Here is a 14,333-nt window from a genome sequence, read left to right as displayed (position 1 = left end):
CGCACCGCCCGCAGTGGCCGCGGCGCGTGAACTCTTCGCGGCGGGGATGCGCACGCCCCGGGCGATGGCCGCCGCGTCCTGGCAGGACCGGGTGGACGCCCTCGGCCGTGCCCACTACCGCCGCTACGACGAGAGCACCGCCACCGCGCTGGGGGAGGGGGCGCAACTCCTCGTCGACCGCTACTGCGGAGACCTGCGGCGGCTGCGTGACGCCGCCGACGGGGATCCCGGCCGGATCCGCGAACTCCTCCAGGAGGTCCCGCGGATCGGACCGGTCGGAGCGGACATCTTCTGCCGCGAGGCCCAGGGCGTCTGGCCCGAACTGCGGCCCGCGTTCGACAGGCGCGCCCTCCACGCCGCCGTCGCGCTCGGGCTCCCGAAGACGCCCGCCGGCCTCGCCCGCCTCGTCGCCACCGATGACCTGCCGAGGTTGGCGGCCGCCCTGGTCCGGGCCGAACTCTCCTGAGTCGCCGGACCGGCGACAGCGTCAGGCCTCCGGGCCGCCGTGGTCCGGTGGTCACCACTCGGGGTGCACGTCGTGGCTGTCGTAGCGGACGCCGGAGGAGGTGACCCAGGGGCGGAAGCGGCCGGGGCCGGTGCCGTCGTGGGCGTACGCGACCAGTTCGAGGGTCTCGTCGGTGACGATCACGGCCCCGGCCTTCTGGGCACTGCGCAGGGCGTGCGTCCAGTGCCGGCCGCGGTGGCCGGTGCGGTAGTCGGGGGTCTTGCACTGGGACATCGGGTCTCACCGCCTTGATACGGCCCGGTCCGACCGGTGCCGGGAGGGCCATATACCCAGAAATGCCTCACTCGAACGTTTGATCGTCCGCGTTCCGGTCGCCGGCGGGGGCGTATGAGTGGATCGGGCGGGAGCGGGCAGGAGAACCCTCGTAGGTGTTGAACCTCCACACCGCAGGTTTCCCCGAAACGAGGCTTCCGGAGCAGATTCCATGCCTCTTCCTCTGATCCCCCCGACGTCCCCTATGTCCCCTATTCTGCACCTGGAGCTGAACGGCGGGGCGGCCCCGGCCTACGCGCGGCGCGCGGCGCACGACTTCCTGGAGCGTCCCGTGCGGGGGGCGCCCGCCTTCCCGCCGGTCGCAGTCGACACCGCCCTGCTGGTGATCAGCGAGCTCGTCACCAACGCCGTACGCCACACGTCCGGTGGCTGTGTGCTGGACCTTCACCGGACGGTCGGCGGCGTCGACGTCGCGGTCACCGATACCAGCAGCGCGGAGCCGCGGCCCCGACAGCCCGGTCATCAGGGTGAGGGCGGCTGGGGCTGGCACCTGGTCAACCGGCTCGGAACCGGCGTCGAGATCCGCCACCGCGGTGGGCAGGACGGCAAGACCATCCACGTGCACGTCCCCCGCTGACGCCGGCCGGGGCGCCGGCACCTCCCGTCACTGCCCCCTGTACTGCCTGCGGGACGGAATGCGCGCTTCATTGACAGAAGTTGAACACAATCGGATGCTGAGAGCGCTCTCAAGCTTCAATGCATTCACGCATTCACGCATTCACTCATGCGTGCCAGTGTCCGGTCCCTCCAGCCGTGAGGCTCCCCCCAGGGAGGAAGAACGTGTTCCGCTTATCGAAACTGCTCGTGTCCGGAGCCGCGGCGTTGGTCGTGGCCGCCGGCCTGCTGGTCGCGGGTCCACCGACATCCGCCGAGGCCGTACCGGCGACCATCCCGCTCACGATCAAGAACAGCTCGGGACGCAGCGAGCCGGTCTACGTCTACAACCTGGGCACCCTGCTCGCCACGGGCCAGCAGGGCTGGGCCGACGCCAACGGCGCGTTCCACCCGTGGCCCGTGGGCGGCAATCCCCCCACCCCCGCGCCCGACGCGTCGATCGCGGGTCCGGCCAGCGGGCAGACCAAGACGATCCGGATGCCCAAGTTCTCCGGGCGCGTCTACTTCTCCATCGGTCAGAAGATCGTCTTCAAGCTCAGCACCGGCGGCCTGGTGCAACCGGCCGTGCAGAACCCCTCCGACCCCAACCGCAACATCCTGTTCAACTGGTCCGAGTACACGCTGAACGACGCCGGCCTGTGGATCAACAGCACCCAGGTCGACATGTTCTCGGCTCCGTACGCGGTGGGCGTGAAGGCGGCAGGCGGCACGGTCACCAACACCGGCCGGCTCAAGCCGGGCGGCTACAACGCCGTCTTCGGCCAGCTGCGTGCGGCCGGCTGGGGCGGACTGATCCAGAACCGCCCCGACGGCACCCCGCTCCGAGCGCTCTCGCCCGGGCACGGCATCGAGACGGGCGGAATCCCGGCCGGTCTCATGAACGACTACGTCAACCGGGTCTGGAGCAAGTACAGCTCGTCCACGCTCACCGTGACGCCGTTCGCGAACCAGCCGAACACCAAGTATTACGGCCGGGTCTCGGGCAACGTCATGAACTTCACCAACGGCTCGGGAGCCGTGGTCACCAGCTTCCAGAAGCCGGACTCCGACAGCACCTTCGGCTGCTACAAGCTCCTGGACGCACCCAACGACCTCGTCCGCGGCCCGATCTCCCGCACCTTGTGCGCCGGCTTCAACCGGTCGACGCTCCTGACCAACCCCGGCCAGCCCGACGCGAACGGCGCCGACTTCTACCGTGACGCCGTCACCAACCACTACTCCCGCATCATCCACGGACAGATGGCCGACGGTAAGGCGTACGGCTTCGCCTTCGACGACGTGGGCGCCCATGAGTCGCTGGTGCACGACGGCAACCCGCAAGAGGCCTTCATGACGCTGGAACCGTTCAACTAGGTCCGGCTCAGTGGCTGGGGTGGGCCCCGGGCTCAGTGGCTGTGGCGCGCGCCGTGGTCCAGCCACTGGGGCCGCTCCGCGCCGACACCCCGGCCGATGAGGAGCGGGGGCGCGTGTTCGCCGGGTCCGGTTGCGGTGAGGGGAATGCCGAGGCTCTGGCACATCCGCTGGGCGCGGGCCAAGGCGCTGAAGGTCATGGGGGAGGGGGCGTCGGTCGGCAGCTCGATCGTGACCTGGGAGGGGCGGTGCGCGTGGACGAGTGACTCGATCTGCAGGGCCGCCGCGGACCGGTTGGTGACGTTCAGCTCCTGCAGGATCTTCACGTGCAGGGTGTCTGCGGCGATGTGGTGACTGATGACCATGCTGCGCCTCCCGCACACCGGGATCCGGACGACACCGGCGGTGTGCGGTGCCCGGGTACCAGTGTCGCGCAGGAGCGGCCGCGCGGACGAGTCCAGAGCCCGGTCCAGAGCCCGGTCCACGGTCCAGAGCCCGGCCCAGAGCCCGGTCAGGCTTTGAGGGCGCGCCCTGCCACGGTCAGGGCGAGGCGGCGGGGGGCCAGGGCGGAGGCCGTGGCGGAGAGCCGGTTGCCGAGGCCGACGACGATGCTGGCCGGGGTCTTGCCGCGGTCCAGTGCACGGCGCGTCGCACTGACGACCTGCTCCGGGGTGGCCATCCGGCCCACGGCGGCGTCCCGGCTGCCGACGACGTCGAAGAACTCGGTGCGGACCGGCCCCGGCGAGACGGCGAGCACCCGCAGGGAGGAGGCGCGCGTCTCGTACGCGACGGCCTCGGTGAAGTTCAGGACGAAGGCCTTGGTGGCGCCGTAGACCGCCATCGCAGGGGTCGGCTGATAGGCGGCCGCGCTGGCGACGGTGACGAGCGCGCCCCGGCCGTCGGCCGTCAGGCCGGGCAGGAACTCCCTGGTCAGTTCCGTGACCGCGAGCACGTTGAGCTGGATCATCTCGCTGATCCGGGCGGGGTCCTCATCGGCGAAGGGCCCGTGGCTGCCGAAGCCCGCGTTGTTGATCAGGGTGTGGACCGGTACGCCGAGTGCGTCGAGCTCCGCGTGCAGCGCCGCCGCGGCACCGGGCCGGGCGAGGTCAGCGGCGATCGGGCGGGCTTTGACCCCGTACCGGCGTTCCAGGTCGGCCGCCAGCTCCTCCAGCCGGTCGACGCGCCGGGCGACGAGGACGACGTCGGCTCCGCGCTGCGCCCACTGCCGGGCGAACTCGACGCCGAGGCCGGCGCTGGCCCCGGTGATCAGGGCTGTGGTTCCGCGGTATGTCATAGACATGGGTCGGCGCTCCGTTCCGGGACTCCGGCTGATGACCGAAGATGGTCGATACTTGAATGTAGGCAGAGCAAACATTGTTGTCAATGACAACATAGGAGGAGGAGACCGCCTTGGCCGACGCCGATGCGCCCTATCACCACGGCAATCTCAGAGAGGCCCTGCTGGCGCGCGCGGAAACCGTGCTCGCGGCGACGGGGGCGGACAGCCTCTCCCTCCGCGCCCTCGCCCGGGACCTCGGCGTCAGCCATGCGGCGCCGGGCCGCCACTTCCGCGACCGGCAGGCACTGCTGGACGCGCTCGCCGTCAACGGCTTCACCCGGCTCAACGCACGCCTGCGGGCCGCCGTGGGCGAGCCCGGCCCCGTCGCCGCCCGGCTCGCCTGCATGGGCCGCGCGTACGTGGACTTCGCCGTCGCGCACGCTCCGCTGCTGAGCCTGATGTTCACGGCCAAGCACGCCGACCGCTCCAGCGCCGAACTCCGGGAGCTCGGCCACCAGAGCCTGGAGATCGCCGCCGAACTGATCGCCCTCGCCCAGCGGGAGGGAGTCGTACGAGCGGGCGACCCGGCCCGGCTCGCCCAGGTCGCCTTCTCCGTGGTGCACGGCCTCGCGGCCCTGGCCGTCGGGTCCCTCCTCGAGGACACCCCGCTGGACGAGGCGACCGACCTGGCCCTCGACGTCCTGCTCACCGGCCTCCGCGCAGCCGATCCCGCGCCGAGGCCCTAGCGCATTTCCCTCCGGGACGCCACCGCGAAAGAAAGCGATGCGGCCGGAACCGATCGGAATGCGAGGACGGATTCCCGTGCGGCGAGCGGGGCCGGCATGCCTTCCACCTCCCGCTACGTCGCCGCCCGCCGTGGACGGGCCCTTTCCCGTGCCGAAATTCGGCGTCGTTTGTGGCGCATAACGGATCCTCCGGTCCGATGAACTCCAACGAAAGCCCGCATGCGGGAAGTTGGGCGTAGTTATGCTCCCGCCCACCGGTCAGAAGGTCCCCCCTTTTCGATAGTTCGAGGACGCCGATGGAGCAAAGAGACATTCCACCCGAAAGCGCACACGTGGAGGGTAGAGCAAGCCGGATGCTGCCCGCGATCGCGGTCGTGGCCGCCGCCTGCCTGGCCGGGGCGCTCGCTTCCTCCTCGGCACCGCTCGGCACCGCCGTGATCGCCGTGGGCGCCCTGTGCACCGCAGCGGTCTTCGTCGAAGCGCTACGGCGCGGCCGCGCGCTCGCCGCCGGGCGCGCCCAGGTCGCGGCACTCCAGCACGTCCTGGCCCGGCAGGAAGCCGAGGCGGCCCGGCTGTCCGAGGTGGTGCTGCCCGAAGCCATCGAGCGGCTGCGCAAGGGCGAGCTGGCCGAGGAGGTGCTGACCGCCCTGGGAGGGCGCGGCGGCCACGGCAACCGCTGGGGCAACGACGAGGCCCTGACCCCGCGCTTCAGGGCCGCCCTGCAGGCCGTGCTGTCCCACGTCATCGACGCGGTCGACAACGAGGAGAGCCTGCGCGACTCGGCGCAGCGCGCCTTCGTGAACGTCGCCCGCCGCGTGCAGGCGATCGTCCATCAGCAGGCCCACGAGATGCGCGAGATGGAGGACCGGCACGGCAGCAACCCGGACGTGTTCGGCGACCTCCTGCGGCTCGACCACGGCACCGCCCTGATCGGCCGGCTCGCCGACTCCATCTCGGTTCTCGGCGGTGCGCGCCCCGGCCGCCAGTGGAGCAGGGCCGTCACCCTCTACAGCGTGATGCGCGGCGCGATGTCGAGGATCATCGACTACCAGCGGGTGGAGCTCCACTCGGTCTCCGAGGTCGCCGTCGTCGGCCCGATCGTCGAGCCGCTGATCCACACCCTGGCGGAGCTGCTGGACAACGCCACCCGGTACTCGCCGCCGCACACCCGGGTCCACCTGACAGCCGTCGAGGTGCAGTCGGGCATCGCCGTGGAGATCGAGGACGGCGGCCTGAGCATGAGCGAGGAGGCCCGTGGACGGGCCGAGAAGATGCTCGCGCAGGCGCAGTCCGGCATCGACCTCAACGACCTGGGCGAGACACCGAGGCTGGGCCTCGCGGTGGTCGGCCGGCTGGCGCAGGCCTACGGGTTCCAGGTGTCCCTGCGCTCGTCCGCGTACGGCGGCGTCCGCGCCGTGGTCATCGTTCCGCAGCACCTGATCACCACGGCGTCCTCCGCGACCGGTCTGGCCCACGGCATCGGCTCCTCCTCGGGGCCCAGGGCCGTGGCCGCCACACCGCGCGAGCACCCCTTCGACCGCTCGTCGGCGGGCGGATCCGTGCCCCGGCCGGCACCGGCTCCGGCTCCGGCTCCGGCGCCCAGGCCGGCGCCCGTCAGCGCCGGGCAGCCGGCCACCGAGCGCACCGCGACCGGCCTGCCGCAGCGGCGCCGGAAGGACCGTGCCGCCACCTTCGACGTCCGGCCTGCCGCGGAGCCGCAGCCGGCGGACGACCAGGGCCCCGGAATGTGGCTGGAGGCCTTCCACAGCGGACTGTCCGGCACGCCCGGCCACGACGCGCCGGGCGCCGAAGGCGCGTCGGGTTCAGCGACCAAGGGGGCGTAAGCAGTGATGACTCAGCGAATCAGCAGCATGGACTGGATGCTCAAGGACCTGGCCGCCGGAGTGCCGCAGACGCGGCACGTGATCGTACTGTCCGCGGACGGGCTCTGCGTGGCGCAGTACGGGGCCGAGACCGACACGGCCGACCGCCTGGCAGCGGCCTGTGCGGGCCTGCAGAGCCTTGCCGGGGCGGTGGCCGCGGAACTGCCCCGCTCAGAGGGCAGGATGCGCCTGGTCGTGATCGAGATGGACGGCGGGTTCTTCTACCTGATGGCCGCCGGCGACGGCTCCTACCTCGCGGTCCTCGCCGACGAGGGCGTGGACGCGGGGCTGATGGGCGCGCAGATGCGCAACCTGGTGACCCGAATGGGGGACCACCTGAGCAGCCCGCCCCGGCATGACGGGCAGCCCGCGTGAATGAGCCGCCCACAAGCTGGGAGGACGGCAGCCCCGAACGGCTCTACGTCATCACCGGCGGACGCAGTGGACCCTCCACCGCCGTCCATCTGGACCTCGTGACCTTAGTCGTGGCCAAAGGGTCCGCCCGGCCTGAGATGCAGCCCGAGCAGGCGGCCATCCTGCGGATGTGCCGGTCACCGCTGTCGGTGGCCGAGATCGCCGCGTACGCAGGCCTGCCGGTGAGTGTCGTCACCGTGCTGGTCGGAGACCTGATGGCCGCCCAGCGCGTGTACGTCCGCCCGCCCGTCCCCGCCGCGCAGCTACCCGACCTTGCTCTGATCGAGGCAGTGATCGATGGACTTCAGAAGCTCTGACACGCCGGCCGGGCCGCGCCAGGCGGACGTACTCCCGCAGACGGCCGCGGCCGCCGTGAAAATCGTCATCGTCGGCGGATTCGGCGTGGGCAAGACGACGATGGTCGGTGCGGTCAGCGAGATCAAGCCGCTGACGACCGAGGAGACGATGACCAGGGCCGGCGTCGGCGTCGACGACACCTGGGGCGTGGCCCGCAAGATCACCACCACCGTGGCCATGGACTTCGGCCGGATCAGCATCAACGACGAACTCGTCCTGTACCTCTTCGGCACACCCGGCCAGGAGCGCTTCTGGTTCCTGTGGCGCGGGCTCTTCGAGGGCGCGCTCGGAGCGGTCGTACTCCTCGACACCCGGCGGCTGGAGATCAGCTTCGACGTCATCGGACGGCTGGAGGAGCGGGGCGTCCCCTTCGTCGTGGCCGTCAACTCCTTCCCCGGCGCGCCCGAGCATCCGCTGGAGGAGCTGCGCCAGGCCCTCGATCTGCCCCCCACCGTCCCGATCCTCGTCTGCGACGCCAGACGGCGGGAATCGTCCCGCGATGTCCTGCTGACCCTCATGCGCTACCTCCACTCCCAGGCAGCCACCCAGGAGGCAATGTGAGCACCACCCCCACCCCACCGCCCGAGTGCCCCGCCCACGCGGCGGCGACGGCGGGCGGCCTGTACCGTCTCCACGGAGCGGAGGCCCAGGCCGATCCCCTCGCGCTGTACGAGAAGCTGCGGGCCGAACACGGTGCGGTGGCCCCCGTACTGGTGAGCGGGGACCTCCCGGCCTGGCTCGTCCTCGGCCACCGGGAGAACCTGGACGTGGCGCGCACGTCCTCGCGCTTCGCCCGCGACCCGCGGGGCTGGCGCGACATGAGAGAGGGCCGGGTGCCGGCCGACACCCCGCTCGGCCCCATGGTCTCCTGGGTGCCGGTGTGCAACTTCACCGACGGGCCCGTTCACGAGCGGCTGCGCTCGGCCGTGGTGGAGTCCCTGGAGCGCTTCGACAAGCGCGGCATCCGCCGCTACGTGACCCGCTTCGCCAACCAGCTCGTCGACCAGATCGCGGCCGAGGGGTACGCCGACCTGGTGTCCGCCTTCTCCGACCAGCTCCCCATGCTGGTCATGACACAGCTCCTCGGGGCACCCGACGAACACGGGCCCCTGCTGGTCAACGCGGCGCGCGACATGCTCCAGGGGACCGAGACGGCCCTCCAGAGCGACCGCTACGTCACCGCCACGCTGGAACAGCTGGTCGCGGAGCGCAAGGCCAGGCCCGCGCGCGACCTCGCCTCCTGGCTGATCGAGCACCCCGCGAACCTGAGCGACACCGAAGTGCTGATGCACCTGCGCGTCGTGCTGATCGCGGCCTACGAGACCACCGCCAACCTGATCGCCAACACGCTGCGGACCGTACTGACCGACCCGCGTTTCCGGGCCAGCCTCTCCGGAGGCCACATGACCCTGCCCGACGCCCTGGAGCAGGTCCTGTGGGACGACCCGCCGATCAACACGATCATCGGGCGCTGGGCCACCGGTGACACGTTGCTCGGCGGCCAGCAGGTGAAGGCCGGCGACATGATCCTGCTCGGGCTGGCCGCGGGCAACGCCGACCCGCAGATCCGGCCGGATCCCGATGTCTCCGTCCACGGGAACCGCTCCCACCTGGCCTTCAGCAGCGGCCCGCACGAGTGCCCGGGCCAGGACATCGGGCGTGCCATCGCGGACACCGGCATCGAGGTCCTGCTGGACCGGCTGCCCGACCTCCAGCTGGCGGTCGACGCGAGCGAGCTGCAGTGGCGCGGCACCCTCATGTCACGCCACCTGCTGTCCCTGCCGGTACGGTTCGCCCCGCGCTCCGTGCCGAACGCTGAGCCCCAGGCCGAGCAGCCGGCCGGGCACCCCGTACACGAGCTCATCCCGCCGCAGCCGACGGCGGCGCCCGTGGTCGCCGGCCGCCGCCGGCGCGGCGTCAGCTGGTGGCGGCGCCTGCTCGGCCGCCGCTGATCCGGCTCTCCGTGCCCGAGGGCCCCGGCCGCACCGGCCGGGGCCCTCGGCGTTGCTCAGTCGCGTACCCGCCGCCACCAGGAAGCGAGGGCCGGCACGTCCGGCGGCTCGGTTCCCGTGAAACTGGGGGCATCGGCGAACCGGACCGCGAACCGGGCGTCCGCGAGCGGCAGTTCGTGCCGGTTGCGCGGGCTGGCGTACCGGGGCGCCCGGCTCTGCCAGGCGATGGAGCCGGCCACGTAATGACCCAACGCCGCCAGGTGACGGAGCAGTTCCCCGTTGGGACCGTCCGCGCCGTCCCGGCCGGCCTCCAACTGCGCCCGTAGCCGGGTGAAGAGGACCATCACCCGGTCGCGCAGGGCCACCGCGAGCGGCACCGCCTCGGCCGGGGAACAGTTCTCCTGGTGGGCGAGGACGTTGACGAGATTCACCTCCCGCGGCTCCAGGTGGTCGTCCTTGTCGTAGGAGAACAGGTCGTTGTCCGCACTGACGACAAAACCCGCCGCGTCCGTCAGTGCCGTCAGCGCTGGGGAGCAGAGCACCTCCGCCGGCAGTCGGTCCCCGCGCGCGACGTCGGACCAGGTCAGCGAGAAGCGCGTACCGTTCGCCAACGGCCCCATGGCGACGAAGTCGTTCAGCCCCGGCATGGTCCCGGCCTCGGCCTGGGCGGCCCGCCAGGCCGCCCCGAGCAGCCAGTCGCGCGTCCCCTCGACGAACCTGCGCAGCTCGTAGGGCGTGAGCAGGGCATGGGTGCGGCCGACCAGGTCCAGCAGCGCGCGGGTCATCGGCCCGTCGGGCAGGACCGACGCCCCCGGGTCCTCGATGGTCCGCAGCAGACGTACGCCGTGTTCGACGACGGCGGCCGTCCCCACCTCGTCGGAACCCGAATCCTGCCAGTCGTCGACGGCGTTGGCCCAGTAGTTCCACTCGGTGAACAGCAGGAGGGCCTCGACGTCCCCGTCGGGGATGATGCGGCAGGAGAAGTCGGCGCTGTGGGTGGCCAGACCCCATGCGCGCTCGACCGGGTCGGGGTAGACGCCGAAGGCGTCCAGCCACTCGACCGCCAGGGCCTCCACCTGCTTCGCCTGGGGATGGACGAGGTCGCGCTCCAGGGGGCAGTAGAAGGACGGCAGGCGCGTACCGAGGAGCGAGGGGCGCGGTGACGGCGACGCTGCGGGTGCGGGTGCGGGTGCGGGTGCGGGTGTCGGCGCCGGTGCTGGTGACGCCGTCATGGGCGGCCTCCGAGCCGGAAGTGCAGCAGCCGCGTCTGCACCGCGTGGTCACGCCAGAGCCGGAAGAACCTGCTGTGCGCGAGCGTCGACTGTTCGAGCCGCTCGCCGGTCCACGCGCCGGGCTCGACGTCGGCGCCCGCGCGGAGCCGGTCGAGTTCGGCGGTGTTCCACGCCATGGACTGCACCCAGAACTCCGCCACCGAGTCCGTCACGTCCTCCTCGTGCACGAGTTCGAAGCCGGCCGCCTCGGCCGCGGCCAGATACTCCCCCAGGAGCCCCAGCCGGGTTCTGTAGTAGCCGTCGAGGAACTCGCGCCACTGGGAGCGGCCCACGAAATGCTCCTGGATCCCGAACCATCCACCGGGCTCCAGCGCCTTGGCGACGACGTCGAAGAGCCGGCTCCGGTCGGTGTAGCCGCTGCTCTCGTTGGCGTAGACGGCGTCGTACGCACAGGTCTCGTCCAGGTCGTGCACATCCGCCAGCACGGGCTTTACCCGTTCGTTGACCCCGGCATGACGGGCGAAGTGCCGAACGATCGGGATGTGTTCCTCCGCGACGGTGAGGCTGGTGACCGAAGCTCCGTGCTCCTGCGCCCAGTACAGCGAGGTCCCGCCCAGGCCGCAGCCGATGTCCAGCAACCTCCGGGGAGGGGCCTCGTACGCGCCCCACGACCGGGCCGAGTGCTCGACGATCCGTTCCTGCGCGTCCAGCATGTGCTGCTTCAGCATGTTCTGGGAGACGGTGGTGTCCGGCGGGCCGTCCGGGTACAGCCCCACGTGGAAGTGGACACGCGGGCCCGGGCCGTACTTCTGCAGGATCTCCTGTGTCTTGTGGCTGTAGTAGAGCCGTATGGGATCGTCCGCGGCCGAACCCTGGTCGCTGCCTGAGGACAATAAGAGGGGTGTGACGCGCATGGGGTGTCCGCCCTTTCGTGGGGTAGGGCCGCCTCCGGGACACGCTGTCACCTCGCACCGCGTCCCGTCCGGCACACTGTTGAAGCACGGATCATCGTGGCACCTCAATGGCCCCACGTCAGCCCACTGGAGCAACACGAAGCTGCGTCCGAGTCCCACCGGAAGTGGGCTGATCCGCCGGGCGGGCCGCTCACCCCTTCTTCTGCGGATCCTCCGCGTTGCGCCAGACGGTCAGGTCGAGGGTGATGTACTTGCTCGGATCGCTGCTGCCCGACTTGCCGCGGTACGTCACCACCGCGATGTGTCCGGCATCGCTCAGGACGCAGAGCTGCGAGCCGTCGCCGAGCTGGTCGAGGCGGACCGACTTGGCGTAACGGGTCTCCGAGCGGCAGGTGTCCAGAGAACCCTGCTGCCCGCCGGCCAGCAGCACCAGCTTGCCGTTGCCCGTGGCGATCTCGTCGCGATCCACCACGTTGAGCACCCTCGGCTGGTAGTACAGGTCGCTCTTGCTGCCGACGGTGGCACTCTCCTTGCCGGTCGGACGCGGAGGGTTGTCGGCCAGCATCACGAAGTAGTTCTCGGTCAGGTCGATGCCCTTGTACTCGACGGGCTGGGGGTCCGGCCGCTTCCCGCCCGGGGATGCGGCGGAGTTGCCGGCGGTGGGCTGCCGGGAGCCGTCCTTGTCCGAGCCGTCCGGCAGGAGCGAGTTGACGACGGCCAGTCCGATCAGCGCCGCCACCACCACACCGGCGATGACCGGGCCGCGGCCCCTGCGCCGCTGCGGCGGAGGCGGCGGTCCCCACGCCTGCTGCCCGCTGACGGCGGGCGGCGGGGTGGGCGGGAAGCCCGGGCCGGCCGGCGCCGCGCCCGGCCTGCCCGCAGCGGTCTGCGTGGGCGCGGCCGCCGGCCCGAAGCCGGTCGGCGCGTGAGGGTCGACCCCGCCGGGCGGCGGGACGTGCGGGGAGTACGCGGTGGGAGTCGGCGCGGCGGGGGGCGGCGTACGGGCGGGTTCCGGGAGCTGCTGTCGGACGGTGAGGGACCCGGCCAGCGTCTGCGGCAGCCAGTCCTCGCCCTGCCGCAGCGGGTCGGGGGAGAGGCCGTGACACAGTTCGATGATCTCGGTCAGGGCGGGCCGCCCGGCCGGCTCGCGGCTGAGGCACCGGCTGATGAGCGGCCGCAGCTCGGAGGGCAGCCGGCTGAGGTCGGGGTCCTCGTGGACGATCCGGTACAGCACGGCGTGGGAGGGGCCGTTGCCGTAGGCGGGCGCCCCGATCGCCGCGTAGGCCGCGATCTGACCGAGGGCGAAGATGTCGGTGGCGGGCGTCACGGCGGCGCCCGCCGCCTGTTCGGGCGCCATGAAGGCCGGCGTGCCCACGCTGACGCCGGTGCCGGTGAGGGCCGTGGTGTCGGCGGCGCGGGCGATGCCGAAGTCGATGACGCGCGGGCCGTCCGCGGCGAGCAGGACGTTGGCGGGCTTGAGGTCGCGGTGCACGATGCCCGCGGCATGGATGACGTGCAGGGCTTCGGCGGCCCCAACGGTCAGCAGGAGCACGCTGCGCAGCGGCAGCGCGCCGTACGCCGACACCGCTTCGGCGAGCGAGGGCCCGGCTACGTAGGCGGTGGCGAGCCAGGGCTGCGCACCCTCGGTGTCGAAGTCGATGACCGGTGCCGTGTACAGGCCCTGCACCCGCTGCGCGGACTGAACTTCCCGCTGGAAGCGATGCCGGAACTCGGGGTCCTCACTGAATTCGGGCCGGATCACCTTCAGCGCGACGGGCCGCCCGCCAGGTGTGAACGACAGGTACACCTTGCCCATGCCGCCCGCACCCAGGACCGCCGCCAGCCGGTACCCGCCCACAACCGCGGGGTCGTCGGCCTTCAAGGGCTGGAACGGCCCCACGGGCTGTGCACTGCTCATTCTCGACTCATCCCCTGTTCGCGGCAGTTGCGTCCTGCTCGTACTCCGGACGCCGCAGTGAGCGTACCGAAGCGCTTTCTGGGACCGGCCCCTTGAGGCGCTACCTGAACGAGGCCCTTGTCGCACCGTCGAGACCCGACTTCCACTCCACACCCTTCACCGACAGCTTCGTGGGCCCGTAGGCATCGGTGGAGAGCACGGTCGCAGGGCCGCCGCCCTGCGGAACTTCCATGACCGCCGTCGCACTCCACACCTCTTCGATGCCGGCCCACTTGCGGGTGCCCCCACCCAGCAGTGCCTCGGTTTCGCTCCCCGCGCGCTGACGGACGCCGGCCTGTCATGGTCTCTCTCATGGGACCGGGCATCGGCCTTTCTGGACCCGTCGCGGTGATGACGGACCCGTGGCCCGCGGCGTATGGCTCCGCGGAGTTCCTCAGGGCGTGGACCCGGCGGCCAGGTTTCAGGCTCCTGAAGTAGCCGTGGAACAGCTCGACGTGAGGCAGTGCGGCCGCCGCACTCGCCGGGCCTTCGCCGGATGGATGGTCAGTGGGAGGTACGGCTGCCAGGGGCAGTCGGCCTTGTTCAAGGCGGAAACCACGTCGCCACGGAGCCTGACAGGCGCCTTGACCAGCAGTCCAGCAGCTTCATTCCGCGGCAGGGGCTTGGGGGAGTGTGCGCGGGGAGTCGCGTGGGCGTCGGCCCCGCCGTCGTCGGTGCCGACGCGCGCGGGCGCGGTGCGTGGCGGGGTTCGGGCGGTGGTGGGAGGGGGTGGGGAGCGGCCGTTCGGGTGGCTTCGTCCCTTCGTCGACCGCAAGTGCCGTGGGAACGGCGTCGCTCCGTGCTGTGCTGTGGCCACGGCCCGAAGGTGGCCGTA

15 protein-coding genes and 1 pseudogene are annotated in these 14,333 nt (G+C 71.6%); 10 read left to right on the top strand and 6 right to left on the bottom strand.

From position 1 onward, the window contains the following. Position 1: 1 nt before the first annotated feature. Positions 2 to 466, top strand: a pseudogene (locus RIU97_RS04145) (endonuclease); the annotation flags it as partial. Positions 467 to 517: 51 nt separating this feature from the next. Here RIU97_RS04145 and RIU97_RS04140 read toward each other — a convergent pair. Beyond that, a complete protein-coding gene (locus tag RIU97_RS04140; RefSeq protein ID WP_404953394.1) occupies positions 518 to 739 on the bottom strand; it encodes a hypothetical protein in 222 nt (73 codons plus the stop codon). A gap of 244 nt (positions 740 to 983) precedes the next feature. On the opposite strand from RIU97_RS04140, the gene RIU97_RS04135 reads away from it, so the two are divergent. Next, positions 984 to 1,376: an ATP-binding protein gene (locus tag RIU97_RS04135; protein ID WP_404953393.1), complete on the top strand. Its 393-nt coding sequence runs from the start codon at positions 984 to 986 to the stop codon at positions 1,374 to 1,376. Positions 1,377 to 1,579: 203 nt separating this feature from the next. Continuing rightward, entirely contained in the window at positions 1,580 to 2,767 is a 1,188-nt protein-coding gene (locus RIU97_RS04130; RefSeq protein ID WP_404953392.1) for a glycoside hydrolase family 64 protein, read from the top strand. A 32-nt stretch (positions 2,768 to 2,799) separates the two neighbouring features. Here the strand turns inward: RIU97_RS04130 and RIU97_RS04125 are convergent, their stop codons facing one another. Together RIU97_RS04125 and RIU97_RS04120 are read right to left on the bottom strand one after the other, a co-directional pair. Continuing rightward, positions 2,800 to 3,129: a hypothetical protein gene (locus RIU97_RS04125; protein WP_404953391.1), complete on the bottom strand. Its 330-nt coding sequence runs from the start codon at positions 3,127 to 3,129 to the stop codon at positions 2,800 to 2,802. Between the two features lie 146 nt (positions 3,130 to 3,275). Further along, positions 3,276 to 4,064, bottom strand: coding sequence for an SDR family NAD(P)-dependent oxidoreductase (locus tag RIU97_RS04120; RefSeq protein ID WP_404953390.1), 789 nt, complete (start codon positions 4,062 to 4,064; stop codon positions 3,276 to 3,278). Positions 4,065 to 4,174: 110 nt separating this feature from the next. On the opposite strand from RIU97_RS04120, the gene RIU97_RS04115 reads away from it, so the two are divergent. The 6 genes from RIU97_RS04115 (at position 4,175) to RIU97_RS04090 (ending at position 9,395) form a co-directional block, all read left to right on the top strand. Next, positions 4,175 to 4,789 carry a TetR/AcrR family transcriptional regulator gene (locus tag RIU97_RS04115; protein WP_404953389.1) on the top strand — a complete coding sequence of 205 codons (615 nt, stop codon included), beginning with the start codon at positions 4,175 to 4,177 and terminating at the stop codon, positions 4,787 to 4,789. Positions 4,790 to 5,085: 296 nt separating this feature from the next. Continuing rightward, positions 5,086 to 6,633 carry a sensor histidine kinase gene (locus RIU97_RS04110; protein ID WP_404953388.1) on the top strand — a complete coding sequence of 516 codons (1,548 nt, stop codon included), beginning with the start codon at positions 5,086 to 5,088 and terminating at the stop codon, positions 6,631 to 6,633. A gap of 6 nt (positions 6,634 to 6,639) precedes the next feature. Beyond that, positions 6,640 to 7,047 (top strand): roadblock/LC7 domain-containing protein, encoded by a 408-nt coding sequence (locus RIU97_RS04105; RefSeq protein ID WP_030713382.1) that lies wholly within the window; start codon positions 6,640 to 6,642, stop codon positions 7,045 to 7,047. Further along, entirely contained in the window at positions 7,044 to 7,403 is a 360-nt protein-coding gene (locus tag RIU97_RS04100) for a DUF742 domain-containing protein (protein WP_404953387.1), read from the top strand. The genes RIU97_RS04105 and RIU97_RS04100 overlap by 4 nt, the downstream gene beginning before the upstream one ends. Then, the gene (locus tag RIU97_RS04095) at positions 7,384 to 8,004 is read left to right on the top strand and encodes a GTP-binding protein (protein ID WP_404953386.1); all 621 of its coding nucleotides are present in this window, start codon (positions 7,384 to 7,386) and stop codon (positions 8,002 to 8,004) included. The genes RIU97_RS04100 and RIU97_RS04095 overlap by 20 nt, the downstream gene beginning before the upstream one ends. After that, a complete protein-coding gene (locus tag RIU97_RS04090) occupies positions 8,001 to 9,395 on the top strand; it encodes a cytochrome P450 (RefSeq protein WP_404953385.1) in 1,395 nt (464 codons plus the stop codon). Before RIU97_RS04095 ends, RIU97_RS04090 begins: the two co-directional genes overlap by 4 nt. 56 nt (positions 9,396 to 9,451) lie before the next feature. On the opposite strand, the gene RIU97_RS04085 is transcribed toward RIU97_RS04090, so the two are convergent. The 3 genes from RIU97_RS04085 to RIU97_RS04075 form a co-directional block, all read right to left on the bottom strand. Beyond that, a complete protein-coding gene (locus RIU97_RS04085) occupies positions 9,452 to 10,627 on the bottom strand; it encodes a hypothetical protein (RefSeq protein ID WP_404953384.1) in 1,176 nt (391 codons plus the stop codon). Next, the gene (locus tag RIU97_RS04080) at positions 10,624 to 11,541 is read right to left on the bottom strand and encodes an SAM-dependent methyltransferase (protein ID WP_404953383.1); all 918 of its coding nucleotides are present in this window, start codon (positions 11,539 to 11,541) and stop codon (positions 10,624 to 10,626) included. Before RIU97_RS04080 ends, RIU97_RS04085 begins: the two co-directional genes overlap by 4 nt. A 190-nt stretch (positions 11,542 to 11,731) precedes the next feature. Then, on the bottom strand, positions 11,732 to 13,459 hold the full coding sequence (locus tag RIU97_RS04075) for a serine/threonine-protein kinase (protein ID WP_404953382.1): 1,728 nt from the start codon (positions 13,457 to 13,459) through the stop codon (positions 11,732 to 11,734). Positions 13,460 to 13,753: 294 nt separating this feature from the next. On the opposite strand from RIU97_RS04075, the gene RIU97_RS04070 reads away from it, so the two are divergent. Continuing rightward, positions 13,754 to 13,936: a DUF6368 family protein gene (locus tag RIU97_RS04070; RefSeq protein WP_404953381.1), complete on the top strand. Its 183-nt coding sequence runs from the start codon at positions 13,754 to 13,756 to the stop codon at positions 13,934 to 13,936. Positions 13,937 to 14,333 lie beyond the last annotated feature (397 nt).

This window comes from Streptomyces sp. 147326, assembly GCF_045000215.1.
GTDB lineage: Bacteria > Actinomycetota > Actinomycetes > Streptomycetales > Streptomycetaceae > Streptomyces.
The sequence above is the reverse complement of the archived record's forward strand: the minus strand, read 5'-3'. Positions and strand labels throughout refer to the sequence as shown.

Coding starts and splice junctions, on each gene's coding strand:
- RIU97_RS04140 (WP_404953394.1), bottom strand. CDS start 739: ATGTCCCAGTGCAAGACCCCCGACTACCGCACCGGCCACCGCGGCCGG.
- RIU97_RS04135 (WP_404953393.1), top strand. CDS start 984: ATGTCCCCTATTCTGCACCTGGAGCTGAACGGCGGGGCGGCCCCGGCC.
- RIU97_RS04125 (WP_404953391.1), bottom strand. CDS start 3,129: ATGGTCATCAGTCACCACATCGCCGCAGACACCCTGCACGTGAAGATC.
- RIU97_RS04120 (WP_404953390.1), bottom strand. CDS start 4,064: ATGTCTATGACATACCGCGGAACCACAGCCCTGATCACCGGGGCCAGC.
- RIU97_RS04110 (WP_404953388.1), top strand. CDS start 5,086: ATGGAGCAAAGAGACATTCCACCCGAAAGCGCACACGTGGAGGGTAGA.
- RIU97_RS04105 (WP_030713382.1), top strand. CDS start 6,640: ATGACTCAGCGAATCAGCAGCATGGACTGGATGCTCAAGGACCTGGCC.
- RIU97_RS04095 (WP_404953386.1), top strand. CDS start 7,384: ATGGACTTCAGAAGCTCTGACACGCCGGCCGGGCCGCGCCAGGCGGAC.
- RIU97_RS04085 (WP_404953384.1), bottom strand. CDS start 10,627: ATGACGGCGTCACCAGCACCGGCGCCGACACCCGCACCCGCACCCGCA.
- RIU97_RS04080 (WP_404953383.1), bottom strand. CDS start 11,541: ATGCGCGTCACACCCCTCTTATTGTCCTCAGGCAGCGACCAGGGTTCG.
- RIU97_RS04075 (WP_404953382.1), bottom strand. CDS start 13,459: ATGAGCAGTGCACAGCCCGTGGGGCCGTTCCAGCCCTTGAAGGCCGAC.